The organism is Micromonospora sp. AMSO1212t (assembly GCF_008868145.1).
GTDB lineage: Bacteria > Actinomycetota > Actinomycetes > Mycobacteriales > Micromonosporaceae > Micromonospora > Micromonospora tulbaghiae.
Window position 1 is genome coordinate 1 of record NZ_WBKS01000090.1, and the last position, 24,373, is coordinate 24,373.

Annotated in this window: 26 protein-coding genes and 1 tRNA gene; 7 read left to right on the forward strand and 20 right to left on the reverse strand. The window is 72.9% G+C overall.

Annotated features, from left to right (window positions below; translation table 11 throughout):
- The 3 genes from F8279_RS20720 to F8279_RS20730 form a co-directional block, all read right to left on the reverse strand.
- The coding region (locus F8279_RS20720) for a hypothetical protein (RefSeq protein WP_151500806.1) at positions 1–315 on the reverse strand (315 nt) is incomplete at its 3' end.
- 51 nt (positions 316–366) lie between these two features.
- Complete coding sequence (locus tag F8279_RS20725) at positions 367–1,125, reverse strand: Bax inhibitor-1/YccA family protein (protein WP_091416254.1); 759 nt, start codon at positions 1,123–1,125, stop codon at positions 367–369.
- A 125-nt stretch (positions 1,126–1,250) separates the two neighbouring features.
- Positions 1,251–2,108: a Bax inhibitor-1/YccA family protein gene (locus tag F8279_RS20730; protein ID WP_091415887.1), complete on the reverse strand. Its 858-nt coding sequence runs from the start codon at positions 2,106–2,108 to the stop codon at positions 1,251–1,253.
- Positions 2,109–2,302: 194 nt separating this feature from the next.
- On the opposite strand from F8279_RS20730, the gene F8279_RS20735 reads away from it, so the two are divergent.
- The 4 genes from F8279_RS20735 to F8279_RS20750 are packed head-to-tail and all read left to right on the forward strand — an operon-like array spanning position 2,303 to position 5,812.
- Positions 2,303–2,656, forward strand: coding sequence for a hypothetical protein (locus F8279_RS20735; protein WP_139135430.1), 354 nt, complete (start codon positions 2,303–2,305; stop codon positions 2,654–2,656).
- The gene (locus F8279_RS20740) at positions 2,653–4,095 is read left to right on the forward strand and encodes a phosphotransferase (protein WP_091415880.1); all 1,443 of its coding nucleotides are present in this window, start codon (positions 2,653–2,655) and stop codon (positions 4,093–4,095) included. The genes F8279_RS20735 and F8279_RS20740 overlap by 4 nt, the downstream gene beginning before the upstream one ends.
- Before the next feature lie 30 nt (positions 4,096–4,125).
- Positions 4,126–4,803: a VWA domain-containing protein gene (locus F8279_RS20745; protein ID WP_091415876.1), complete on the forward strand. Its 678-nt coding sequence runs from the start codon at positions 4,126–4,128 to the stop codon at positions 4,801–4,803.
- Positions 4,804–4,810: 7 nt separating this feature from the next.
- A complete protein-coding gene (locus tag F8279_RS20750; RefSeq protein WP_151500807.1) occupies positions 4,811–5,812 on the forward strand; it encodes a protein phosphatase 2C domain-containing protein in 1,002 nt (333 codons plus the stop codon).
- A 108-nt stretch (positions 5,813–5,920) separates the two neighbouring features.
- Here F8279_RS20750 and F8279_RS20755 read toward each other — a convergent pair.
- Positions 5,921–6,001 (reverse strand) — tRNA-Leu (locus tag F8279_RS20755).
- A 90-nt stretch (positions 6,002–6,091) separates the two neighbouring features.
- Here F8279_RS20755 and F8279_RS20760 point away from each other — a divergent pair.
- Positions 6,092–7,921 carry a hypothetical protein gene (locus F8279_RS20760; RefSeq protein WP_151500808.1) on the forward strand — a complete coding sequence of 610 codons (1,830 nt, stop codon included), beginning with the start codon at positions 6,092–6,094 and terminating at the stop codon, positions 7,919–7,921.
- Positions 7,922–7,997: 76 nt separating this feature from the next.
- Here the strand turns inward: F8279_RS20760 and F8279_RS20765 are convergent, their stop codons facing one another.
- The 15 genes from F8279_RS20765 to eno all read right to left on the reverse strand — a co-directional run bounded on the left by F8279_RS20765 (position 7,998) and on the right by eno (position 20,928).
- Complete coding sequence (locus F8279_RS20765; RefSeq protein WP_047891391.1) at positions 7,998–9,329, reverse strand: NAD(P)/FAD-dependent oxidoreductase; 1,332 nt, start codon at positions 9,327–9,329, stop codon at positions 7,998–8,000.
- A gap of 103 nt (positions 9,330–9,432) precedes the next feature.
- Positions 9,433–9,993, reverse strand: a complete 561-nt coding sequence (locus F8279_RS20770; RefSeq protein ID WP_151500809.1) for a hypothetical protein — start codon at positions 9,991–9,993, stop codon at positions 9,433–9,435.
- Between the two features lie 25 nt (positions 9,994–10,018).
- Complete coding sequence (locus F8279_RS20775; protein WP_151500810.1) at positions 10,019–11,380, reverse strand: DUF58 domain-containing protein; 1,362 nt, start codon at positions 11,378–11,380, stop codon at positions 10,019–10,021.
- Positions 11,380–12,378: a MoxR family ATPase gene (locus tag F8279_RS20780; RefSeq protein WP_091415860.1), complete on the reverse strand. Its 999-nt coding sequence runs from the start codon at positions 12,376–12,378 to the stop codon at positions 11,380–11,382. The genes F8279_RS20775 and F8279_RS20780 overlap by 1 nt, the downstream gene beginning before the upstream one ends.
- A complete protein-coding gene (locus F8279_RS20785; RefSeq protein ID WP_151500811.1) occupies positions 12,378–12,962 on the reverse strand; it encodes a hypothetical protein in 585 nt (194 codons plus the stop codon). The genes F8279_RS20780 and F8279_RS20785 overlap by 1 nt, the downstream gene beginning before the upstream one ends.
- Positions 12,959–13,690, reverse strand: coding sequence for a DUF4129 domain-containing protein (locus F8279_RS20790; RefSeq protein WP_091415854.1), 732 nt, complete (start codon positions 13,688–13,690; stop codon positions 12,959–12,961). Before F8279_RS20790 ends, F8279_RS20785 begins: the two co-directional genes overlap by 4 nt.
- 20 nt (positions 13,691–13,710) lie before the next feature.
- On the reverse strand, positions 13,711–14,424 hold the full coding sequence (locus F8279_RS20795) for a uracil-DNA glycosylase (protein WP_091415851.1): 714 nt from the start codon (positions 14,422–14,424) through the stop codon (positions 13,711–13,713).
- Positions 14,425–14,443: 19 nt separating this feature from the next.
- Positions 14,444–15,130: a dienelactone hydrolase family protein gene (locus F8279_RS20800; RefSeq protein ID WP_151500812.1), complete on the reverse strand. Its 687-nt coding sequence runs from the start codon at positions 15,128–15,130 to the stop codon at positions 14,444–14,446.
- Between the two features lie 237 nt (positions 15,131–15,367).
- Positions 15,368–16,339 carry a hypothetical protein gene (locus F8279_RS20805; protein ID WP_151500813.1) on the reverse strand — a complete coding sequence of 324 codons (972 nt, stop codon included), beginning with the start codon at positions 16,337–16,339 and terminating at the stop codon, positions 15,368–15,370.
- Positions 16,336–16,668, reverse strand: a complete 333-nt coding sequence (locus F8279_RS20810) for a PadR family transcriptional regulator (RefSeq protein WP_041798804.1) — start codon at positions 16,666–16,668, stop codon at positions 16,336–16,338. The genes F8279_RS20805 and F8279_RS20810 overlap by 4 nt, the downstream gene beginning before the upstream one ends.
- Before the next feature lie 247 nt (positions 16,669–16,915).
- Positions 16,916–17,845 carry a Ppx/GppA phosphatase family protein gene (locus tag F8279_RS20815; RefSeq protein WP_091415841.1) on the reverse strand — a complete coding sequence of 310 codons (930 nt, stop codon included), beginning with the start codon at positions 17,843–17,845 and terminating at the stop codon, positions 16,916–16,918.
- Positions 17,846–17,887: 42 nt separating this feature from the next.
- Positions 17,888–18,397, reverse strand: coding sequence for an amino-acid N-acetyltransferase (locus tag F8279_RS20820; protein ID WP_091415839.1), 510 nt, complete (start codon positions 18,395–18,397; stop codon positions 17,888–17,890).
- A gap of 1 nt (position 18,398) precedes the next feature.
- A complete protein-coding gene (locus F8279_RS20825; RefSeq protein WP_013284095.1) occupies positions 18,399–18,956 on the reverse strand; it encodes a DUF501 domain-containing protein in 558 nt (185 codons plus the stop codon).
- A gap of 23 nt (positions 18,957–18,979) precedes the next feature.
- Entirely contained in the window at positions 18,980–19,615 is a 636-nt protein-coding gene (locus F8279_RS20830; RefSeq protein ID WP_151500814.1) for a septum formation initiator family protein, read from the reverse strand.
- 29 nt (positions 19,616–19,644) lie between these two features.
- Positions 19,645–20,928, reverse strand: coding sequence for a phosphopyruvate hydratase (gene eno / locus F8279_RS20835; protein WP_091415836.1), 1,284 nt, complete (start codon positions 20,926–20,928; stop codon positions 19,645–19,647).
- A gap of 212 nt (positions 20,929–21,140) precedes the next feature.
- Here eno and F8279_RS20840 point away from each other — a divergent pair, with 212 nt between their 5' ends.
- Together F8279_RS20840 and F8279_RS20845 are read left to right on the forward strand one after the other, a co-directional pair.
- Positions 21,141–21,833, forward strand: a complete 693-nt coding sequence (locus tag F8279_RS20840) for a hypothetical protein (RefSeq protein ID WP_091415833.1) — start codon at positions 21,141–21,143, stop codon at positions 21,831–21,833.
- Positions 21,834–21,994: 161 nt separating this feature from the next.
- Entirely contained in the window at positions 21,995–22,750 is a 756-nt protein-coding gene (locus F8279_RS20845) for an NAD(+) diphosphatase (protein ID WP_225853347.1), read from the forward strand.
- A 3-nt stretch (positions 22,751–22,753) separates the two neighbouring features.
- On the opposite strand, the gene F8279_RS20850 is transcribed toward F8279_RS20845, so the two are convergent.
- The coding region (locus F8279_RS20850) for a DUF885 domain-containing protein (protein ID WP_151500815.1) at positions 22,754–24,373 on the reverse strand (1,620 nt) is incomplete at its 5' end.

Genomic DNA, 24,373 nt, shown 5'->3' on the forward strand with positions numbered 1-24,373 from the left:
GGCGGTGCGGGTTCGGGTCACCTGAGCGGTGGCCTCGGTGAGCACCGGCCCGGGCGGGTCGGCGAGGATCAGGTCGGCGGCGACCACGCGGAGCTGATCGGGCAGGGCCAGGTCGCTGGGGAGGCGGGGCACCTCGCGGCGCGGCTCACCGGCCGCGTCGGCGGCCAGGTTGGCGATCTCCTGGACCAGCTTGTGCATGAGGTCGGCGCGGGAGACGTTGCCGCCGTCGGCCTTGGCCGACCAGCGCGGCTGCTGCCAGTGCCCCACCTGTCGGACCAGCAGGGTCACGGCCCGGTCCAGTTCCGCTGCGCTCATCGCCGCCGAGTCTACGGCTGCCCCGGGCCGCGGCGTGGCCAGCCGGAACTGTCAGCGGCGCACGTAGCTGAGCAGGCGGAGGATCTGCCAGTACAGGAAGATCAACCCGACCAGCAGACCGAAGGCGCAGTACCAGGCGTAGCGGCGGGGCAGCCGGTTCGCGGCCGACCGCTCGACCAGGTCGAAGTCGAGGATGAAGCTGAGCGCGCCCGCGATGATCGCCACCACCGAGAACAGGTACGGCAGCCAGCCCACCCGGTCGCTGAGGCTGTAGACGACCACCCCCTGCCGCCCGGTGAACAGGTACGCGAACAGGTTGACCAGGCCGATCGCCACGATCCCGACGAGCGTGCCGATGACCAGCCGGGCCAGGCGCGGAGTGGCGCGTACCAGCCGGGCCCGGTAGAGCACTGCCATGCCGAGGAAGACGCCGAACGTCCCCACCACCGCCTGCGCCACGATGCCCGGATAGACCAGTTCGAAGGCGCGGCTGGCCACCCCGAGCAGCAGCCCTTGAAGCACCGCGTACCCGATGATGACCGGCGGGCTGGTGATCTGCTTCAGCGAGATGACGAGCACCAGGGCCAGGCTGGCCAGCGCGCTTCCGGCGAGCGCGGCGGAGATCCACGCGGCCTGCGGCACCACCACCCAGGACACCGCCGCCGTGACGCCGGTGACCAGCAGCAACCCCACGGTTCGGCTGACCACGTCGGCCACCGTCATCGTGTCGGCGGTACCGACCCCGAGCACCTGCCGCTCGGCGCGGCCGACGTCGTCCAGCCGGTCCAGCACCGGGTTGGCACTGCGCACCGTGACCACCTCCCGCCCACGTACCCGAATCCCACTCTGCCCCGGGTGGCGCGGCAGGGACGGGGAAACGGCGACGCCCGCCGCCGCGGATGCGGCAGGCGGGCGTCGTCGGGGAGGGCGTGATGTCAGTCGTCGCCCTGGAAGTAGCTGAGCAGGCGCAGGATCTCGATGTAGAGCCAGACCAGGCCGACCACGATGCCGAAGGCGGCCGTCCAGGAGTAGCGCTGCGGGAGGCCCATCCGGACCCCCTCCTCGATGTCGGCGAAGTTGAGCACGAAGCTCAGCGACGCCACCACGATGCAGACCAGGCTGAAGCCGATCGCGAGCGGGCTGCCGTCACGCAGGTGCGTGTTCACGCCGAACAGCGACAGCACCAGGTTGACCAGCATCACGCCGAACAGGCCGGCCATGATCGCCACCATGATCCGGGCGAACTTCGGCGTGGCCCGGATGATCCGCGCCTTGTAGATCATCGCCATCAGGAAGAAGACGCCGAACGTGGCCACGACCGCCTGGAGCACGATGCCGTCGTAGAGCGACTCGAACGCCTTGCTGACCATGCCGACGAAGACGCCCTCGATGATCGAGTACGCCACGACGAGCGCCGGGTTGGCCATCCGCGAGAACGAGATGATCAGACCGAGCACCAGGCCGACGACCGCGGCGCCGATCCACGCGACGCCGACCAGGGAGTCCGGCACGAGCACCCAGGCCGCCGCGGCCGAAGCGCCGAGGATGGCGAGCATGAGGACCGTCTTGACGACCACGTCGTCGAGGGTCATCGGGGTCACGGTGGGCGGGGCCACCGGCTGGCCGTAGCCGCCCGGGTAGGGCTGGGCGTAGGGCTGCTGGGGGTACTGCTGCTGCGGGTACTGCTGGGGGTATCCGGGCTGACCGTACGGCCCGGGCTGGGCGTACCCGGCCGCCCGCTCACGCTCTGCCGCCTGGCCGAGCCGGGCGAGCACCGGGTTCGAGGTCTTCACTTCTCAGGCCTCCCTCAGGGGGTCGATCGCACGTAGACGTGCTACTCCAGGGTAGACGTGGCCGCAATCGCCCGTGCTACGGCTAGCTGTGGGAAAGCTGAGAGTTCCGATCCCCGCCGCCGACGGACATCCGACGGCCGGGAAGCCCTGTCCGTCAGAGACCGATGGATGCGTACAGGGAAGGACTCAGGCCGATGACGGACGATGCTCTCTTCGTCAGCATGGTGTGCAGCTCGACGCGCCTGCCCGCGGTGATCCGGTTCCGGTGGGACGGCGAGTGCTACGTGGCGACAGCCGGTTCGAAGCAACGGCCCGGCAGTGTCGTGCCGCCGCAGCACGGCAACGGCTCGATCAACGGGTCGTTCAGCCTCGGCGCGGCTTATCCGGGCTGCGTGTACTGCGGGGCGGACAATTTCGTCCGCTGCGGGCGGTGCCGTGAGCTCGGCTGCCACGACCACAGCTGGGAAGTCTTCAACTGCCCACGCTGCGGCAACTCGGGACGGGTCGACGGCACCATCGACAGCCTCTCCGGACTGGGCAGTTCATGACCACCCCTCCCGCCCGGCGGATCGCCCACGGTGATCACGGGACGTACACGGTGGTCGGCGGCCCGATCAGCAAGGGCGGTGTCGGGGCCATCTACCGTCTCACCGACCCACGGTGGGTCTACAAGGAGTACCACTCCCCGGACAAGGCCCCGTCGGCCGTGCACCTGGAGCAGCTCGTCGAGATCGGCCGGGACGTGTTGATCCAGCAAGGGCTGGAGATCGGGGCTCGGCCGGAGTCGTCTGTCAACTGGCCGGTCGACATCGTCCGCCTGCCCAACCGCCAGATCATCGGATGCGTGCTGCCGGCCATTCCACAGCGCTACTTCCACCCGACGCTCGGCACCGTCAACACGCTCGACTTCCTGGTCATGATCCGGTCGCAACCACCGCCCGCCACCAAACGGTTGATCGTCCTGCTCCGAATGGCTGAGATCCTCGCGTTCGTGCACAGCAAAGGGCTGGTGCACGGCGACATCAACGCCAAGAACGTCGCCTGGACGGTGGACCCGACGCCGGAGGCGTACCTGATCGACTGCGACGGCATGATGCCGCAGGACCCGCCGCCGAAGGTGGGGGTGCAGGCCGTCTACTGGACCGACCCGCGGGTGGTCGACAAGGTCGTGCCGGCGCACGACCACTACAGCGACTGGTACTGCCTGGCGCTGGCGTTCTACCGCGGGCTGCTGCTGATCAAGGGTGGCGCGCTCGGCAAGCAGAAGGACGGCACCTGGTCCGCGCCGGGCCAGATCCCGTCGGACCTCGACCCGCGTGTGGCTGCGCTGATGCGACGCGGGCTGACCGATCCGCTGGACGCGAGCAAGCGGCCGGAGCCGGCCGAGTGGGTCAAGACCCTGATCGAGGTCTACGTAGCCGCCGGCAAGTACGACGAGACGGCGTTGGCCCGCTTCGACAAGGCGCTGAACGCGCCGAAACCCCAGCCGGTCGTCACGCCGGTGACCTTCACGCCGCTACCGCCGCCCGGCCCTCAGTGGCCGCCGTCCGGGACGCGGCATCAGCCGCCGCCGCATCAGCAGTACCCGCCACCCCGACCGCAACCGCACCATCGGCCTCCGCCTCCGCCCCCGCCACATCGACCGGCGCCGGTGTATCAGCGGCCGCCCGTACCGCAGCCGCCGCTTCCGCAGTACCCGCCGCCTCAGTACGTGTTCCAGCCGCACTTCGCGCCGGGGTCCGGCAAGGCCCCAGGGGCGATGGCGCGTTGGGCGATGGGCGGCGGGGTCGCCTGGTACCTGCCGCTGGCCCTGCTGTCGTTCTGCCTGTGGCCGGTCGGCGGGATCGTCTGTGCTCTCGTTCTGGCCCAGTCCATCCGGACCTACTCCGGTTACCCCGGCCGCACCGCCGCCATCATCAGCAGCTGTCTCGGCCTCGGTCTGAGCGGCTTCGCTCTCCTGTCGTGGCTGGTCGGCCTGGCCGCCTGAACATCACACCCACAGAAAGGGAGAACCAACATGTCATCGAGTGAACTCTTCACCATCTTCCCGGTCTTCCTGCTGGTCGACGTCAGCGCCTCGATGTCGGGCGGTCCGATCGAGGCGGTGAACAAGGCCCTGCCGGAGATCCAGCACGAGATGCGGTCCAACCCGACGGTCGGCGAGATCGCCCGCATCGCCGTGGTGACGTTCTCGGACGAGAGCCGGGTCGCCCTCCCCCTCTGCGACATCGCCGAAGCTCCGCTGCCCGAGCTGCTGGTCGAGGGCGGCACCAATTTCGCAGCCGGTTTCCGTGGCGCCCGGCAGGCGATCGAGGCCGGTATGCGCTCCCTGCCCAAGGGCACGCCGGTCTACCGGCCAGTGGTGTTCTTCATGAGTGACGGGGCGCACCAGGCCGCCGAAGACTGGACCGACGCGCTCAAGAGCCTGCGGGACCCGGGATGGAAGTTCGCGCCCGAGGTGGTCGCCTTCGGTCTCGCCGACGCGCACCAGGAGGAGCTCCGGAAGATCGCCACCCGATTCGCCTTCATGGCCAAGGACGCCGACCCGGTCAGCCAGGTCCGCGAGATCATGAACGCGCTGATCGGCAGCATCCGGACCACCTCGGCGAGCCTCGCCGACCCGGCCAAGCAGGAAGGGCTGTACCTGGAGGCGCCGAGCGACCACTTCACGCCGCTCCCGGCCCTGACGATCTGAGGCCGGCATGCCCCTCCCGTTCGCCCGCCTGTGGGGCGGAGGCGAGGCACCGGCCGAGCCGGACCTCACCCCGTCCGAGCCACCCTCGGCACCGGAACAACCGGTTCCGGTACAGCCGGCGCCCCTCCCGGAGGAGGAGCCGAGGCCCGCCGACCTGCCGTCGGCGGCCCCGGTGATCGGGCGGGTCGCCGGCGTGCAGCACGGTCAGCTCAAGGCCGGCCTCACCCTGCGCCCACCCGCGATCGCCCTGGACGGGATCGTGGCCGGCGACTACCAGGTGGCCGGCGCGTCGATGATCGGCGTGGGTCACCTCCAGTCCGGGCAACCGCGGCAGGACGCCTACAACTTCATGCTCGGCGAGTCCGGCCGGCTGTACGTGGCCGTCGCCGACGGTCTGGGCTCCAAGCCGTACTCGCAGCTGGGCGCGCACCTGTTCGTCGAGTCGGTGCTGATCGCGGCGGCCGGAGCCGAGGCCGACGAGCCGACCGAGGCGGACGCGACTCGCCTACTCGTCCGGGCGAGCGAACGAATGGAACAGAAGGTCCGGGAGGCGTACGGCATCGACCCCAGGACGGCGGGTTGCGTCGGCGCGGTCGCGGTGTTCTCGGAGCGTGGCTGCGTCGTCGCCCGGATCGGTGACGTGTCCGCGTTCACTCTCCGGGCCGGCGTCTTCACCGAGGCCTTCCCGGCCGAAACCGGCCCGCTCAACCTGGTGACGGCGTCGATGCCCTACCAGGCAGAGGAGGACATCGAGGTGGCCGAGCTGCTCCCGGCCGCCGTGGTAGTCCTCGGCACCGACGGGCTGGCAAACGACCTGCGCCACTCCGGCACGCTCCGGGAGTGGCTGGGCGGGCAGTGGCAGGTACCACATCTGCCGTTCGGCGTCGGCGAAACTCTGCGCTACCGGCGGCAGGGATCGCACGACGACAGAACGGCGGTGCTGGTCTGGCGCGACGACGTCCCGGCCGACCCGGCAGGGAACGACCCGGCCGGGGAAGACCAGGGATGAGGACCCGCCTCGCCTGCGGTGAGCCCGTTGCCGGCCCGCCGCTGACCCGAGCCGGTCATGCGGCGGGCCGCGACGAACCGCTCGTGAGCGTGGCAGGGAGCTGTCGTGTGCCCGGGGCGGGGGTCGAACCCGCACGCCTTGCGGCAGCCGCTTTTAAGGCGGCCGTGTCTGCCGTTCCACCACCCGGGCGGGTGACACCGGCGCGTCGACACGCGGCGGTGCAGATCTCACCGTAGCGGCTCGGCCGCGACGCGGCGTACCCCGACGGGTGCGGCCGTTATGGTCGAGGCCGTGACCAGCGCCGCCCGCACGGCACCCGGGCCCGATCACGCCCGGGCGGTCCGCCCGGCGGCGGTCACGCGGCGGGTGACGGCCGCCCTCCGGCGGCACCGCGCGGACCTGCTCGTCGGGGTGGCGTTCGTCGCGCTCGCCGCCTGGCTCACCCACGGCCTCTGGCCGGCGCCCGGCACACGGGTGCTCGCGCTCAACCCGGCCGACCAGACGCTGTACGAGTGGTTCCTGGCGCTGGACGCTCGTGCCCTGCGCGGTGAGCTGAGCCTGGTCACCGGCCGGCTGAACTCGCCGGACGGGGTCAACCTGATGGCGAACACATCGGTCGTCGCGCTCGGCGTGCTGTTCGCCCCGGTCACGCTGGCGTTCGGGGCGTCCGCGACGTTCGCTCTGCTCGTCGCCGCGAACATGGCCGGTACGGCGCTCGCCTGGTACCTGCTGTTCACCCGCGTCCTGCGGGCCCGCCGGCTCGCGGCCGGGCTGGGCTCGGCGCTCTGCGGCTTCGGGCCGGGCATGGTCTCGCAGAGCAACGGCCACCTGCACATGACCGCGCAGTGGCTGGTCCCGGTGCTGGTCTGGCTCGTGGTCCGGCTGCTGCGCGCCGCCGATCCGGCCGGTCGCCCGGACGGCCCGGACCGCCGCCGGACGGCCTCCTCCGCGGTCGGACTCGCCGGGGTCGTCACCGTGCAGGTGTTCGTCGGCGAGGAGGTGCTCTTCCTCGCCGCGCTCACCCTGGCGGTGACCGCTGTCGCGTACGGGCTGGCCGACCGGGACCTGCTGCGCCGGGCCGGTTCCGGCTTCGCCGGTGGGCTGCTCGCCGCCGCCGGGCTGGCGCTGCCGGTGCTGGCGTACCCGCTGTGGGTGCAGTTCGCCGGCCCGCAGGGCGTCGCCGACGGGATGTTCCCGCCCGCCTACTTCTCCGCCGACCTGGTCGCCTGGACCCGCCTCTCCGCGCTGTCGGTGTTCGGCAGCCCGGAGGCGGTGCGGCTCACCACCGGCCCGGCCGAGTTCACCACGTTCCTGGGCTGGCCGCTGCTGCTGGTCGCCGTGGGCTGCGCGGTCTGGCTGGGCCGTCGCGCCCCGGTGGTGGCGCTCGTGGCCGCCGCGCTGGCGATGGCCGCGCTCGCGCTCGGCCCGGAGGTGGTGGCCGGTGGTGAGCGGACCGGGATCCCCGGCCCGTACGCGCTGCTGGCCGGGCTGCCGGTGGTGGACGGCGCGCTGCCGACGCGTTTCGCGCTGGCGGTGCTGCCGCTCGCCGGCTCCGTGCTCACGCTCGCCGTGCACCGGGCGCTCGGCGAGTCCGGCCGGGCCCGCCGGGTCGTCCCGTTCGCGGTCGGCGCGGCGCTGCTCAGCGTCTTCCCCACCCCGCTGCCCACGATGGACCGGCCGCCGCTGCCCGAGTTCGTCACCGGCGGCCACTGGCGGCAGTGCGTACGCCCCGGCGGGGTGCTGGTGCCGGTGCCCACCGCCACCCCGCAGGATCCCTGGCCGATGCGCTGGGCCACCGCCACCGGTGTCGCCTTCGCCATGCCGGAGGGCTTCTTCATCGGCCCGTACGGCCCGGACGGCTCGGCCACCATGGGCACCTGGCAGCGGCCCACCTCGGCCCTGCTCGCCGACGTGGCCCGCCGCGGCGTGGCGCCGGCGGTCGGTGACCGGCAACGCCGCCAGGCCGCCCGGGACGTCGAGTTCTGGCACGCGTCGTGCGTCGCGGTGACCGACGACACGCCACACGCGGAGATGCTGCGCCGGACCCTGGAGCAGCTCTACGGGCGGCCGGGGGTGCGGCTCGCCGACGCCTGGACCTGGCGGTTCTGAGGCCGGGCAGCGGTTCGGAGCCCGGACACGGCGAAAGGGCCCTTCCCGTACGGGAAGGGCCCTTTCGCGAAAGGCGTCAGACGCGCGCGGCGACCGGCGGGGCGGACGCCTCGGCGAACTCCTCGCGCGGGTCGTGCAGCTGGCCCAGCGCGACCACCTCACGCTTGAGGAAGAACGCCAGCGTCCAGTCGACCACCACGCGCACCTTGCGGTTGAACGAGGGGATCCGCGACATGTGGTACGTCCGGTGCATGAACCAGGCCGGCCAGCCGGTCATCTTGATGCCGTAGACCTGCGCCACGCCCTTGTGCAGGCCGAGGCTCGCCACGCTGCCGGCGTGCTTGTGCTTGTAGTCGACCGGCTCGCGCCCACGGATCACGTTCGCGATGTTGTCGGCCATCCGCGCCGCCTGCCGCACCGCGTGCTGGGCGCTCGGGGAGCAGAAGTTGCCCGGCTCCTTGGTGAGGTCCGGCACGGCGGCGCAGTCGCCGGCGCTCCACGCGCCCTCGACCACCCGGTCGCCGTCCACGATCTGCAGCGTCGGCCGGCAGGTGACCCGGCGACGCTCGTCACGCGGGAAGTCCGTCGCGTCGAGCATCGGCGACGGCTTCACACCGGCGGTCCAGACGATGGTGTCGGACGGGAAGCTGTCGCCGTCGGAGAGCTTCACCACACCGTCGACGCAGGACTCCAGCCGGGTGTCAAGGCGGATGTCCATGTCCCGCTTCATCAGCTGCTGCACCGTGTAGGCGCCCATGTCCCGGTCGACCTCGGGCAGCACCCGCTGGGTCGCCTCGACGAGCACCCAGCGCATGTCCTCCGGCTTCAGCTCCGGGTAGTAGCGCAGCGCGTCACGGGCCATGTCCTCCATCTCGGCGAGCGCCTCGATGCCCGCGTAGCCGCCGCCCACGAAGACGAACGTCAGCGCGCGGCTGCGGACCGCCGGGTCGGTGGTGGAGGCCGCCACGTCGAGCCGGTCCAGCACGTGGTTGCGCAGGAAGATGGCCTCGCCGATGGTCTTGAACCCGATGCCGTTCTCGTGCAGGCCGGGGATCGGCAGGGTGCGGGAGACCGAGCCGGGGGCGACGACCACGTGGTCGTACCGGATCTCCCGGGCCGGGCCGCTGATCGGCTGCACCACGGCGGTCATGCGGTCGTGGTCGATCCGGGTGACGGTGCCCGCCACCACGGTGCACTTACGCAACTCCCGCCGCAGCGGCACCACAGCGTGCCGAGGGGAGATGTTGCCCGCCGATGCCTCCGGGAGGAACGGCTGGTACGTCATGTGCGGCTGCGGGTCGACGACGATGACCTCGGCCTCACGCCTGCTCAGCTTCTTGGACAGGCGCAGAGCGGCGTACAGGCCCACGTGACCGGCACCCACGACAAGGATCCGCTTCGGGTTCACGTCATCTATCTTTCCCCGGGTGCTTCGGGTAATCCCGCGCGAGACCCCCTTCTGTGACGGAGCACAACCCGTGTGACCTGCGCAACGTCCCCGAAGCGTCGCGTCACCTGCGCCGGAGCAGCCAGCCCAGCAGCGCGCTCAGCCCCACCGCCACCAGCAGTCCCACGACTGTCGCGACCTGTGAGCCGTCCGTACCGCCCACTCCCCCGAGCCACGCCAGCACCACGCCGAGCACGGCACTGCCGAGCACCACGCCGCCCGCGCGGCCCAGCCACCGCAGCACCACGTCCGGGTCGATCAGCCCGTCGTAGGGCAGCAGGGCGGCGAGCGCGCAGAGCGAGTGCGCCAGGTAGAGCAGCGTCGCCACGGCGAGCAGCCGCCACAGCGCCGGCGGCCGGTCGAAGCCGAGCGTGGCCAGCAGCCAGCCGCCGACAGTCACGAGCGCGGTGAACGTCGGCCAGATCCGGCGCGGCCCGACCGCCGGCAGCACCGCGGCCACCGTCAGGGCCAGCAGCGAGCGTGCGGTCAGGGCCTGCACCGGGTACGCGAGCAGGAAGCCCGCCAGCACGACGAGGAAGATGCCGCCGCGTACGAGCAGCGGCAGCGGGCTGACCCGGGCGGCGGCGTACCGCAGCGCCCGCACCCGCTCCACGACCGCATTCACCGGGCTGCCCTTTCGTTCCTCGCGCTCACCGCAACCCCGCCTTCGGGGCGGTCGCCAGCCGGGACACGTCGCGCAGCACCTCGTCGAGGCTGCCGGCGCCGGCCCAGCGCACCACCGGCACCCCGTGCTCGCGGAGCTGGCCGATCATCGTGTCCCGGTCCAGCCGCCACAGCCGGTACGCGACCTCGGCCCAGCCCCGTTCCTTCGGCATCGGCAGCTCGCCCGGCAGCGTGTCCACCGCCACCACGAAGCGCCCGCCACGGGCCAGCCGGGCCAGCATCTGCGCGGACCGCTCGTCGAGCAGCGGGGTGAGCACCACCACGAGCGCGTCGGAGGAGAGCACCTGCGGACCGAAGACCTGGTCGTACGGCTCGTGCGGGGACGACTCGGCCTGCACGTCGAGCAGCCACTCCAGCACGGTCAGGTACTGCCGCCGCCCGGTGGCCGGACGCAGCCGGCGGGCGGCCGGTCCGTATTCCAGCATCGACACCCGGTCGCCGCGGTGCAGGTAGTGCTCGGCGATCGCGGCGGCGGCCCGGACCGTGGTGTCCAGCACCGACGCGGTCCCGTTCACGCCGCCGGAGCGGCCCGCCTCGGCGAGCACGTCCAGCAGCACCACCACCTCGGCGTCCCGGTCCGAGAGCGTCGCGGCGACGTGCAGTTGACGGGCCCGCAGCGACACCCGCCAGTCGATCCGTCGCAGCCGGTCGCCGGGTGCGAAGACGCGTACGCCGGCCAGCTCGCCGCCCTCGCCCGGCCGCCGCGAGCGGTGCGCGCCGACCAGCCCGGCGGCCCGGGGCATCGCCTCGACCGCGTCGAACGGCTCGGTACGCGGATAGACCCGGGCCCGGATCGGCTCGGTGATCACCGCGCGGGAGACCAGCAGCCCGTCGGCGGCGGCGACGCGGACCCCGGCCGGGCCGATCGGGTGCCGTCCCCACCGCAGGGCGGTGCCGGTCAGCTCCAGGTCGACGGCGCTGCCCCGGGGTACGGAGGTGACGAACGGGCGGTCCGCGCCGCCGGAGCGGCTCACGTCCAGCCCGGCGCCGCCGAAGCCGACCTGCTCCACCCGCAGCCAGCGCGACATCCGGGTCCGGACCACCGTCAGGTCGTACCCGACCAGATCGGGGTTGGCCACCGCGACGGTGGCGGCCAGCGGCGCGCCCTCGACCAGGTGGGTGTCCCCGACAGCGAGTTCGAGCTCGGGCAGCGCGGCGGGGCGGCGGCGCAGCGCGTACGCGGTCCCGAGCGCGAACGGCGTCGCGAGCACCACCAGGTCGATGCGGCCGAGCAGGACGGCGGCGACGAGCAGCACACCGGTGAGCAGCACGGCCCGGCCGAGCGCCCAGGTGGGCGCCCAGCCGCTCGCCGCGTCGGCCCGGTCCATCAGCGTCCGGCGGCGTAGCTGGGCAGCGCGCCGCTGGCCGGGGCGGGCGTGGACTCCAGCACCTCGCCGACCACGAACGACGGGTCGACGCGGCGCAGCCACATCTCCGGCCGCAGCGTGATCCGGTGCGCCAGCGCGGGCGCCGCCACCTCCTTGACGTCCTCCGGAACGACGTAGTCGCGGTTGGCGAGCACCGCCCGTACCCGGGACAGCAGCAGCAGCGCCAGCGAGCCGCGCGGGGACGCGCCGACGAGCACCGACGGATGTTCCCGGGTGGCCGAGGTCAGCGCCACGATGTACCGGCCGACCGAGTCCTCCACCACCACGTCCTCCAGCGCGGCCTGCATGGCGCGCAGGGTGGCGGCGTCCACCACCGGCTTGATCTCCGCCTCCTCGCGGCGGCGGGCGATCCGGCGGCGCAGCACGTCCCACTCCTCGTCGTGGGTGGGGTAGCCGAACGACACCCGCAGCAGGAACCGGTCGAGCTGCGCCTCCGGCAGCGGGTACGTGCCCTCGTACTCGATGGGGTTGGCGGTGGCGAGCACGTGGAACGGCTCGTCCAGCCGGTAGGTCACGCCCTCCACCGAGACCTGCTTCTCCTGCATCGCCTCCAGCAGCGCCGACTGCGTCTTCGGCGGCGTCCGGTTGATCTCGTCGGCGAGCAGCAGGTTGGTGAACACCGGCCCGGCCCGGAAGGCGAAGTCGCCGCTGCTCTGGTCGTAGAGGAACGAGCCGGTCACGTCGGCGGGCAGCAGGTCCGGCGTGAACTGGAGCCGCCGGAAGTCCAGCCCGAGCGCCTGCGCGAAGCAGCGCGCGGTGAGCGTCTTGCCCAGACCGGGCAGATCCTCCAGCAGCACGTGACCACCGGCGAGGATGCCGGCCAGCACCAGCTCCAGCGCGTCGCGCTTGCCGACCACGACGGTGCCGACCGCGTCCAGGACGGCCCGGGCGAGCCGGCCCACCTCGGCGGGGGGCATGCTCCGGTCCACGTCGTTCATCAGATCTTCTCCAGTTCGGCGACGATCGCCGCGAGGTCGCGCGGCGACGGAGGGCGGCGGACGGGGGTGGCGAGGAACGTCCACAGTGGCTCGCCGAGCACCGCCCGGGCGCGGGCCGGGTCGGACTCACGGGTGACGCCGTGATGCTGGCGCAGCCGTTCGTCGGCCAGCTCACCGAGGCGGGGCAGGATGCGCTCGGTGAACCGCTCCCGGTTGTCGGCGGACCAGTCCAGCGGCCGTTCCCAACCGTTGATCGCGGTACGCAGCGCGTCCCGGGCGGACCAGTTCCAGGTGCCCGGCTCCTCACCTGCGGGCGCCCGGGCACCGGCGCGGGGCGGCGGCGGGGGCGAGAGAGCGGTGGTGACCCGGCGTACGGCGAGCACGGCGACCACCCCCGCCACGATGATCCAGATCGGCACCTTCAGGCCGACCGCGCGCAGCCCGACCAACACCACCACGACGACGGCGGCGGTGACCGCCGCGGTACGCAGCAGCGCGCGAGCCCGGCCACCACCGGACGGACGCTCGGCCTCCCCGGCCGGCTCCTCGCCGAACGAGAGCAGGTCGTCGATGCTCGTGCTCACGGCGTCTCCCCCGCCAGGCTGGTCAGCTCGCCGCGCAGCCGCCGTAGCGCGTCGCGGGCCTGGTCCCGGGTGCGCTCGTCGACTGTGTGCGTGGCGTAGCGGGCCTCCCGGTAGACGTGCGCGAAACCGTCGAGCACGTCGGCGCTGGCGATCGCCGGGATGCCGGCCTCCGGGTCGCCCTGCAGCAGCCGGGCGACCAGGTCGGTCGGGGTGTCACCGGTCTGCCGGGGTACGCCCGCGTCCTCGGCGGCCTCCTCCAGGCGTACCCAGCAGGCGATCACAGCGGTCCGCGGGTCGGTCGAGCGGTCGTCCAGTTCGACGAGTCCGGCGTCGAGCGCGGCCACCACCTCGCGGGCGGTCCCCTCGGCGGTACGCCGGGAGCGCCGCACCGGCACCGCGCGAGTCGTACGCCGCAGCGCGCCCCGGAGCACGTTCCACAGGACGTACCCGATCGCGCCCAGCACCGCCGCGAACAGCAACGCCACGGCGGCGGTGGCCAGCCAGTCGGGCACACCGCCCGACGTGGACTCACCGACGTCGCGGGGTTCGACCGGGTACGACGGCACCGCCTCGGGCGACGGGTACTCCGGCACGTACGGGATGGTGTCGGCGGCGGGCGGGATCCGGCTGGCCCCGATGGCGGAGTGACCGGCGGCGAACGCGGCGAGCGCGAGCAGCACGGTCACCGCGGCGACCGGCCACCACCTGCGCAGTACGCCGAAATCCATCCCACCGTCCCAGGTGCTCCTCAGTCCACCCCGGCCAGGTCCTTCGCCCGGGTGAACACGTCGTCCAGCATCGCCGGTGTGAGCCGTCCGGTGAAGGTGTTCTGCTGGCTGACGTGATAGCAGCCCAGCAACGCCGGCACCGACTCGCCGGACCAGTGTGCCCCATGACCGAACGCCGGTCGCGGAGTGGGCGGTCGCTGCCCGTACACCTGGCGTAGCACCGGCCACCACGCGGCCCACGCGAACGCACCCAGCGCGACCACGACGCGCAGCGTGGGTCGGATCAACTCGACCTCGCGGTGCAGCCACGGCGCGCAGGTGTCCCGCTCCGCCGGGGTGGGTTTGTTGTCCGGCGGCGCGCAGCGCACGGCCGCGAAGATGCGGGTGTCACGCAGCGTCAGGCCGTCGTCGGCGGAGACGCTCGTCGGCTGGTTGGCCAGCCCGGCTCGGTGCAGCGCCGCGAAGAGCACGTCACCGGACCGGTCGCCGGTGAAGATCCGGCCGGTGCGGTTGCCGCCGTGCGCCGCCGGCGCCAGGCCGAGGATCGCGATGCGCGCGTCCTGCGGACCGAGGCCGGGCACCGGCCGTCCCCAGTAGTCCTGGTCGCGGAACGCGGCGCGCTTGACCCGGGCGACCTCCTCCCGCCACGCCACCAGGCGCGGGCAGGCGAAACAGTCGCTGACCGCGCCGTCGAGGTCGGCCAGGTCGGCCGCCCGCGCCGCGCGGGCGACCACGTCCTGCGGGGTACGCGACTCAGCCAAGCTTCGCCCGGAACAGTTCCAGCGTGCGGGCCCAGGCGGTGGCGGCGGCCCGCTGGTCGAAGTGCTCCGGCCGGTCCTCGTTGAAGAACGCGTGCGCGGTGCCCGGGTAGTCGAACGTCTGGCAGGTGCCGCCGGCGGACTCGATGGACCGGCGTACGCTCTGCACCCCGTCGGCGGCGGACAGGCCGTCGGCCTCGGAGCAGTGGATGAGCGCCGCCTTCCCCGCATAGTCGGCCCAGTCGGTGGCCATGCCCTCCCAGGGCAGGCGCGGGTAGAACCCGGCGGTGGCCACGATGCGCTCGGAGGACGTGCCGGACCACAGGGCCAGGCTGGCGCCCGCGCAGAACCCGGCACAGCCCACCTTGCCGGTGACCTCCGACCGGCTAGCCAGGTATTCGGCGGCAGCCGCGATGTCGCTCGCCGCCTCGTCCATCTGGGAGCTGTTCAGCATCAGCCGCGGCTCGGTCGGCTTCACGGCCGGCCCGCCGTGCCGGAAGTCCGGCGCGAGGGCGACGAAGCCGGCCTCGGCGAAGCGGTCGACCACGGCCCGGACGTGGGGCACCAGTCCCCACCAGTCCTGGATGACGATGACCGCCGGGCTGGCCGCACCGCCGGAGGGTATCGCGAGATACCCCTCGCTCGTCCCCCCGTTGCCGGTGAAGCTCACCATCTCGCCCATGGGCCCGTCCTCCTAGCGGTCAGTCATCATTGGCTGGTCGCCCAGTTGGCTGCTACGTGCCGGTAGCGTGCCACGCGGTCACCGGCCCGGGGAAGACGGAACAACAGTGGCATTCACCTCCTGTCGACCTCACAGACGACCGCCGGACGTCCCGTAGCGCGGCCGCGCGAGATCTTGGAGGATTCCGGCCCCTGTGAGGGCCGTTTCCTACCAAGATCTCGCGGGGTCGAGCGTGCTCTAACGCGTTGACGTGGGTTCCGGGGAAGCGCTGGTGGTGGGCGCGGGCGCGGCGGCCGTCGGGGTCGGGGTCGGGGTGCCGCTGTCCGTGGGCGCGGGTGCGGGCGGGGCGATCGACGGCGAGCCCGGTGCGCCGAACGGTGCCAGCTCCGGGCAGTACGGGTAGGCGTTGCGGGGTGCGGGCACCGCGCCGGACGAGTCGAGGCAGTTCGGCCAGCCGAGCCGGATCGGCACGCCGTTCTGGTCGAACAGCTGCGCGTCGCGGATCAGCCGCCCCTGCTGGTCGTAGACGAAGACGTCCTCGATCCGTTCGTACCGGTGGTCCACAGACGTCTGCTCGTACCCGTTGTAGACGTCGGTGTCGGCGCGCTCGTCCACCTGAACCAGCACGGCGAAGGAGAACAGCAGCAGCGCGGCGGTGGCGATCTGGTGCAGTTGTCGCCGCCACCCGATGATCCCGGCCGAGCGCCGCCCCCACCACATGGACGCGACGAGCGCGCCGATGAGCAGCAGCAGACCCATGGAGGTGTTGCCGCCCAGCCGGGGCACCAGGCCGGACCGGCCGTCCACCATCCAGGCCACGACCAGGGCGGCCAGCCAGCCGCGGACCAGCCACCAGGCGGGGCGCAGCGGACGCAGGAAGTCGCTCACCGTCTCGTGCCCGAGCACCGGGCCGAGCTGGCGGTCCAGCAGGCGGATCTGAGTGGCCGCCTGCTCCCGCGCCTCGGCCAGCCGGTGGAAGCGCGCCGGTCGCCGCCCCTCCCCGGCACCGGCGGCGGCACGCAGCTCGGCCGCGTACGCCTCGGGGGTGCCCAGCCGGTCCACGAGCGCGCCCTCGCCCTCGGCGGCCACCTCGGCGAGGTGTTCCGGCAGGTCCTCGGTCAGCTCGTCGCGGACCCCGGGCGGCAGGTCGGCGAGCGCCGCGCGTACCCGGTCGACGTAGTCCGTGATCTCCTGCCCAGTGACGGTCATGCCGCCATCCCCCGATCGTCGAGCAGTGCGTCCATGGTGGTGGCGAACGAGCGCCAGGTCTTGCCGGAGCGGGTGAGCTGGTCGCGCCCGGCGGTGTTCAGCGAGTAGTACTTGCGGTGCGGCCCGGACTCGCTCGGCACCACGTACGTGGTGAGCAGACCTGCGGCGAACAGCCGGCGCAGCGTGCCGTAGACCGAGGCGTCGCCGACCTCGGTGAGGCCGGCCTCGCGCAGCCGCCGCAGGATGTCGTAGCCGTACCCGTCCTCGTCCTTGAGCACGGCGAGCACCGCCAGGTCGAGCACGCCCTTGAGGAGCTGCGTGGTATCCACGCTCAACACACTAGTGCGCAATGCGCACTACCGTCAACGACACAGCACCAGCAGGCGAGCGGTCCACCCGATGAAACGGTCGAACAGGTCGGCCGGATTCGGTTTGGCGCGCAGCAAGCCGGCGGCGGCCGACCTGGCGACGGACTAGCGCCCCGCCCTCCTCGTCGACCAAGGGGTTGGCGTCCTCACGGGCGCCCCGACCGGACACAAACTCCTTGATCACCGCCGGGAAACGCAGCCAGAGGGGCTAGGCGAGGCTCCAGGCGATGCCGTCGAGGATGTCGTGCTCGGACGCGACCACCGAGGGCATACCGGCCCGCTCCATGATCACTCGCAGCACCAGCGCGCCCGCGCCGATCACGTCGGCCCGCCCCGGGTGCATCACCGGGTACGCCAGCCGCTGCTCGCTGCTCTTGCCGAGCAGGTCGGCGGTCACCTCGGCCACCTGCTCGTACGAGATCCGGGCGTGGTGGATGCGGCTGGGGTCGTACTCCCGGAGCCCTTCGGCCAGGGCGACCACAGTGGTGACCGAACCGGCGAGCCCGACCAGCGTGGCGGCCTCGCGGCCGGGCACGGCGGCGAGCGCGCGGTCGACGGCCGCGGCGATGTCCGCCTCGGCGGCGGCGATCTGCGCCGGGCTCGGCGGGTCGCCGTGCAGGTGCCGTTCGGTCATCCGGACGCAGCCGATGTCCACCGAGATCGCGCCGCGCACACCCTCGGCGCGGGTGCCGACGACGAACTCGGTCGAGCCGCCACCGATGTCGACCACGAGGTACGGCGGTTCGGCGTCGGCGGGCAGGCCGCGCACCGCGCCGGTGAACGACAGCCGTGCCTCCTCGTCGCCGGTCACCACCTCGGGCGGTACGCCGAGCGTGCGCTCGACCATGGCGCGGAAGTCGGCGGCGTTGGAGGCGTCGCGGGAGGCCGAGGTGGCGCACATGCGTACCCGCTCGACGCCGGACTTCTCGATCTCGGCTGCGTAGTCGGCAAGCGCCACCCGGGTCCGCTCGATCGCCTCCGGGGCGAGCATGCCGGTCTGGTCGACGCCCTGCCCCAGCCGGACGATCTCCATCCTCCGGCTGACGTCGCGCAGCGGCGCCGAGTCCCCGGCCGACGCTTCCGGCAGGTCGGCGATCAGCAGTCGGATCGAGTTGGTCCCGCAGTCGATGGCTGCCACGCGCGCACTCACGGCGCCCACCCTACGGCAGCCCGCGCACGGTCAGAGGCGCAGCAGCATGCGGGTGTTGCCCAGGGTGTTGGGCTTGACGCGCTCCAGGTCCAGGAACTCGGCCACACCCTCGTCGTACGAGCGCAGGAGCTGCTCGTAGACGGGCTGCGGGACGGGTGCGCCGTCGATCTCGCGGAAGCCGAACGAGCCGAAGAAGCCGGTCTCGAACGTCAGCACGAAGATCCGGGCGATGCCCAGCTCCCGCGCCGCGTCGATCAGCTCACCGACGATCCGGTGCCCGATCCGGTGGCCCCGGCAGGACGGGTCGACCGCCACCGTCCGGATCTCGGCCAGGTCCTCCCACATGACGTGCAGCGCGCCGCAACCGACCACGGCGCCGTCCGACGTCACCGCGACGCGGAACTCCTGCACGTCCTCGTACAGCGTCACAGTCGCCTTGCTGAGCAGCCGACGGTCGTCGGTGTAGGTGTCCACCAGTCGCCGAATGCCGCGTACGTCGGTGGTGCGGGCCCGGCGGACCGTGATCTCGTCGGCGCTCATCTCACTGGACCGCGGGCACGTCCACGCAGGGGCCGGCCGCCCACCACTTCTCCACCAGCGCCAGCGTCTCGTCACCGAACGGGTTGACCCCCGGCCCGGCCGCGAGCGCGTGCCCGAGGTGCACGTGCAGGCACTTCACCCGCCCCGGCATGCCACCGGCCGAGATACCGGCGATCTCCGGCACCTCCCCGATCGCCTCCCGGCGGGTCAGGTAGTCCTCGTGCGCCGCCCGGTACCGCGCCGCCAGCTCCGGATCCTCGGCGAGCCGCTCGGCCATCTCCTTCATCAGCCCGGCCGACTCCAGCCGGCTGCACGCCGCCGTGGCGCGCGGGCAGGTCAGGTAGAACAGCGTCGGGAACGGCGTGCCGTCGGCCAGCCGGGGCGTCGTCTCCACCACGTCGGGCAGGCCGCAGGGACACCTGTGGGCCACCGCGCGGGTACCGCGAGGGGGGCGTCCGAGCTGCGCGGCCACCGCGGCCAGGTCGGCCTCGGTGGCCGGCTGGCGTTCCGGCGGGGGTACGGAGTCCGCCGCCGGCTCCTGCGGTGGTACGACGCTCAAGGAAGTGCCTCTCGAATCAAAGCTCACTTGTCGGGGCGCTCGGCGTTGGCCGCCCGCACGCTCCCCCACAGGGTGTCGTACCAGGGCTCGGGCAGCTTCGGCGCCCCCGGCTTCGCGCCCTTGCCGGCGTCCTTCGCGGCGCCCTCCGGGTCGGAGAGCACCACGAGCAGCGTCTCGCCCGGCTTGCCCATGAAGAACCGCTCCCGGGCCTGCGTCTTGACGTACTCCGGATCCTGCCACTTGGCCGCCTCGGCGGTGAGCCGGTCGATCTCGGCCCGCTGGGCGGCCTGCGCCGCCTCCATCCGCTCGATGTCGGCCTGCTGGTCCAGGTAGACCCGGACCGGATAGGTGTACGCCAGCGCGAGCGCGATCAGCACCGCGAACAGCACTGTGGCGCGCCCGGTGAAGCGCCGGGGTTGGGGTGCGGTGAGCCGCTTGACCGGGCCACCGGCGGCGGTACGCCGGGCCGCGGCGGGGCGGCTCGCGGAGCGTACGCCGTCGGTGGCACGAGACGCGCCGGGTGACCGGCCGGCGGCGCGCGCCTCCGCGCGGACGCCGTTGTCGCGTGCCGTGGACCGGACCCGGGCGCCGCCCGCCCGGCCGGGCTGACCCGGCCGGCGGGCGGGCCGCTGGCCACCCGGTGTGCGGCGCTGCTGCATCGTCACACCCCTCCCCCGGAGCGTCTCGCTCAGGCCGAACGGTAGCGCGGGAAGGCGCCCGCTCCGGCGTACCGCGCCGCGTCGGCCAGCTCCTCCTCGATCCGCAGGAGCTGGTTGTACTTGGCCACCCGGTCCGAGCGGGCCGGAGCGCCGGTCTTGATCTGCCCGCAGCCGGTGGCGACGGCCAGGTCGGCGATGGTGGTGTCCTCGGTCTCGCCGGAGCGGTGGCTCATCATGCACTTGAATCCGGCCCGGTGGGCCAGGTCGACGGCGTCGAGCGTCTCGGTGAGCGAGCCGATCTGGTTGACCTTCACCAGCACCGCGTTGGCGGCCTGCTCGGCGATGCCCCGGGCGATGCGCTGCGGGTTGGTCACGAACAGGTCGTCGCCGACGATCTGGATGCGGTCGCCGAGCGCGGCGGTGAGGGTGGCCCAGCCACTCCAGTCGTCCTCGGCCAGCGGGTCCTCGATCGACACGATCGGGTAGTCGCCGGCGAGCTTGGTGTAGTAGTTGCTCATCTCCTCGGCGCTCTTGGCGCTGCCCTCGAACGTGTAGGTGCCGTTGTCGAAGAACTCGGTGGCGGCCACGTCGAGCGCGAAGACGATGTCGGTGCCCAGCCGGTAGCCGGCCTTCTCCACCGCCTCGGCGATCAGGTCGAGCGCGGCGGCGTTGGTGGGCAGGTTCGGGGCGAAGCCGCCCTCGTCGCCCAGGCCGGTCGACAGGTCCTTCTTCTTCAGCACCGACTTCAGCGCGTGGTAGACCTCGGCGCCCGAGCGCAGCGCGTCCCGGAACGTCGGCGCGCCGATCGGCGCGATCATGAACTCCTGGATGTCGACGTTCGAGTCGGCGTGCGCGCCACCGTTGAGGATGTTCATCATCGGCACCGGGAGCAGGTGCGCGTTCGGGCCGCCCAGGTAGCGGAACAGGCTCAGCTCGGCGCTGCCCGCGGCGGCCTTGGCCACGGCCAGGGAGACACCGAGGATGGCGTTCGCGCCCAGCTCGCCCTTGTTGTCCGAGCCGTCGATGTCGAGCATCTTCTGGTCGATCAGCCGCTGCTCGCTGGCCTCGTAGCCGATGAGCTGGTCGACGATCCGGTCCTCGATGTTGGCGACCGCCTTCTCGACACCCTTGCCCAGGTAGCGATCCTTGTCACCGTCGCGCAGCTCGACCGCCTCGAAGGCGCCGGTGGAGGCGCCGGACGGCACCGCGGCGCGGGCGATCGTGCCGTCGTCGAGCCCGACCTCGACCTCGACCGTCGGGTTGCCCCGCGAGTCCAGGATCTCCCGGGCGACGATTCCCTCGATGGTTGCCACTGAGTCGCTCCTCGTTTGTGTGGTTCCGGTCCGTATGGGCCGCGACGGTGCGGCTGAGGCAGGTGTTGAACGCAGCGTATCGGTCCCCGCCCTGCCGCACCCCGCTCGGGGCGGCCCCCGAGGCGCTTGCTGAGACGGACATTCCCGGATTACCGGTCGTCAACCGGCAACCGGTTTGCGAGACGTTGCGTCGATCGACAAGGCTGGGCATCATGCCTGCCGCCTCGACGACTCTCCGCGTGCTCGCCGCCTCGGTCATCGCGTCGCTCTCGGTCACCGGCTGTCAGGCCCTGGACGACGCGAACGTCGCGCTCGGTCGCGCCGACCTGGTCAACGACCTCGCCGCGCGGATGGACCGGGCGCTGGAGCAGACCTGGGCCGCCGACTACCAGATCGACGGCGGCCGGACCGCCTCGATCGCGCAGACCAAGAAGCCGCTGCGGTCCACGTACACCTGGCCCGGCGGCAAGATCACGGTGACCCAGGAGTCGGTGACCCGGTGCGCCAGCACCGCCGCCCGTACCTCCTGCACCGTCTCGCCGCCCGTGCTCACCGCCGGGAAGCCGTCGGTGATCGTCTACGACGAGGCGCGCAAGCAGGGCCTGGTCACGCCGCCCGCGGTGATCCGGCTGCTCACCGACGCTGCGCTGGCCCCGGAGGCGGTCATCGAGCAGAGCGACACCACGCTCGCCGGTCGCCACGCCACCTGCGTCGACGTCACCCACGACGGGGAGCGCTTCACCGCCTGCGTGACGAACGAGGGCGTGCTGGCCAGCTTCTCCGGCACGCTCGACGGCAAGCCCGCCGAGGTGACGCTGAGCCGCTACACCGAGAGCGTCGAGGCCGCCGCGTTCGCCGTGCCGGACGGCGCCGGCGTGGTGGACCGCCGCCCGTCCACGTCGTGACCCTGCCCGCCGGTTCCGCATCCGGTGCCGGAGGTCGGGCCACCGACGGTTCCTCGTCCGGCGCCGGGACTCGGGCCGTTGTCGCTCACCCGCCGGGCACCGGATTCCTGCCCGCGGCCGATCACGGGCGGCCGCCGCGGCCCGACGACCTGGCGCTGCCGGTGGCCGGCCGGAAGCTGCTGACCGGCCCGGACGAGCAGCCGCTGCGGATCGGCGCGCTGCCCGGCGACCTCGCCTGGACCCCGATCGGCACGCTCGACGGCATCCCGGCGTGGGCGGCCGAGGTGACCGACCCGGAGTCGCTGCCCGGCCGGTGGCGCAGCTGGCGCGGCCTCGCCGCCGAACTACCGGCACCCCGCGCCGACCTGGCCGGGCGGGCGCTCGCCGTGGTCACCTGGCGGCGTACCCACAGGTGGTGCGGCGCGTGCCGGGCCGAGCTGGCCGACGTGCCGGGCGAGACCGCGCGGCGCTGCCCGGACTGCGCACTGACCGTGTTCGTGCCGCTGTCCGTCGCGGTGCTGACCGCGATCACCCGCCCCGGCCCGGCCGGTGGCGCCGACGAACTGCTGCTGGTCCGCCACGCGCAGGGGCCGACCGGGTTGTGGGCGCTCGTCGCCGGGTTCGTCGAGGCGGGCGAGTCGCTGGAGGCGGCGGTGCACCGCGAGGTCGCCGAGGAGGTCGGCCTGACACTCCGGCGACCGGTGTACGTGGACAGCCAGCCGTGGGCGCTGTCCGGGCCGGGCACGCTGCTCGCCGGTTTCACCGCCGAGGTGACCGACCCGGCCGCCGAACCGCTTGCCGACGGCACCGAACTGACCGAGGCGCGCTGGTTCCCAGCCGATGCGCTGCCCGCCGAGCTGCCGCCCGCGTACTCGCTGTCGCGCTGGCTGATCGACGCGGTCGCCGCCCGGCGGTGACCCTCACACCCCCAGCAGCGTCCGCAGGTGGCGCGGCGGCGGGCAGTCGTGCGCCAGCATGGCGTCGTGCCAGTCGCGCAGCGGCACACCGTCCGGCCGGGCGGCGGCGATGTCGGCCATCTCGCTGTAGCCGACGAAGTACGTGGAGAGCTGGGTCGAGGTGAGCAACGCCCGTCGCCACTTGCCGGCCGCCTCGCCCTCCTCCTGGAAGCCGCGCCCGGTCATCAACGCCATCGCCTCGGACTCGGGCAGGTCGTCGCAGTGCACGAGCTGGTCCAGCAGCGCGTTGATGGTCATCCGGAGCTGCATCTTGAGCTGCTGCAACCGCACCGGCAGCCCGCCGAAGCCGAGCCCGGCCATCAGCTCCTCGGCGTAGACCGCCCAGCCCTCGACGAACACGCCCGACTCGGTGAGCGCGCGTACCCGCGTCGGGCCGTCGTAGCGCCGGGCGTGTGCGAGCTGGAGGAAGTGCCCGGGCATCGCCTCGTGCACGGTCAGGTTGCGGATCATGTGGTCGTTGTACTCGCGGTAGAACGACTCGACCCGCTGCGCCGGCCAGTCCGCCGGGGTGGGCGAGATGCAGTAGAACGTCGGTACGTCGGCCGTCTCCAGCGGACCCGGCGAGTCGCAGTACGCCACCGCCACGCCCCGCGCGAACTCCGGCATCTCCTGGATCACGCACGGGTCGCTGACCATGCTGACCAGGTCGTGGTGGCGGACGAAGTCACTCGCCTCGTCCAGCGTGACCGAGGCGAGGTCGACGATCGTGGCGTCGTCCGGGTGCTCGGCGGCGAGCAGGTCCAGCGCCCGGCGTACCGTCTCGTCGTCGGCGGGACCACCGACCAGCTCGACCGACGCCGCGCGGATCTCCTCGGTGACCCGGTCGAGGTTGGCCCAGGCGCGGCGCTGCACCTCGGCGGCGCTCAGCTCGGTGTCGAGCGTGTGCCACAGCCGCGCCTCCCACCGCCGCCGGCCCAGCCGCGGGTCACGCCCCGGGCCGGCATCGGCGGCCAGGCCCTGCCGCAGCCAGGCCACGAACTCCTCCAGCGCGGCGATCGCCTCGGTGGCCGCCGGGCCGACCCGGTCGCGCAGCGCCGGCGCCTCGGCCAGCAGCCCGGGCACCTCGTCGCGGATCAGCGCCGCCGTGCCGGTGAACTGCCCGACCGCCGTCTCCGCGTGGACCCGCGGCATGTCCCGCAGCGTCGCGCGCGCCGTCGACAGCGCATCGGGTACGGCCGACAGACGCCCGGCCAGGCTGGTCAGGCGCTCCTCGGCCGGGGCGAAGGGCCGGGCCAGCAGGGCGTGCAGCAGCGGCCCCGGATTGTGGCGCAGCGGATCCCACTCGTGGCTGCGGATCTCGGTGGCCTCGAACAGACCCCGGTCGACGAGACTGGAGAGCAGCGCGTGGTCGACGCTCTCCGCCGGGTCGAGCGCGTCCGGGTCGATCTCCGCGAGCGCGTCGGCCGCGTCCTTCAGCATCGCCTGGTCGGCGGCGAGGGCGTCGGCGGAGAGATCGGGCAGCCGGTCGTCGTACCGGTGGTCCCCGGCGGAGGTGGCCAACCCGGGCCGGCTCTCCAGCAACGCCTCCACGATCCGCTCCGCCAGCGGCCCAAACGTCTCCAT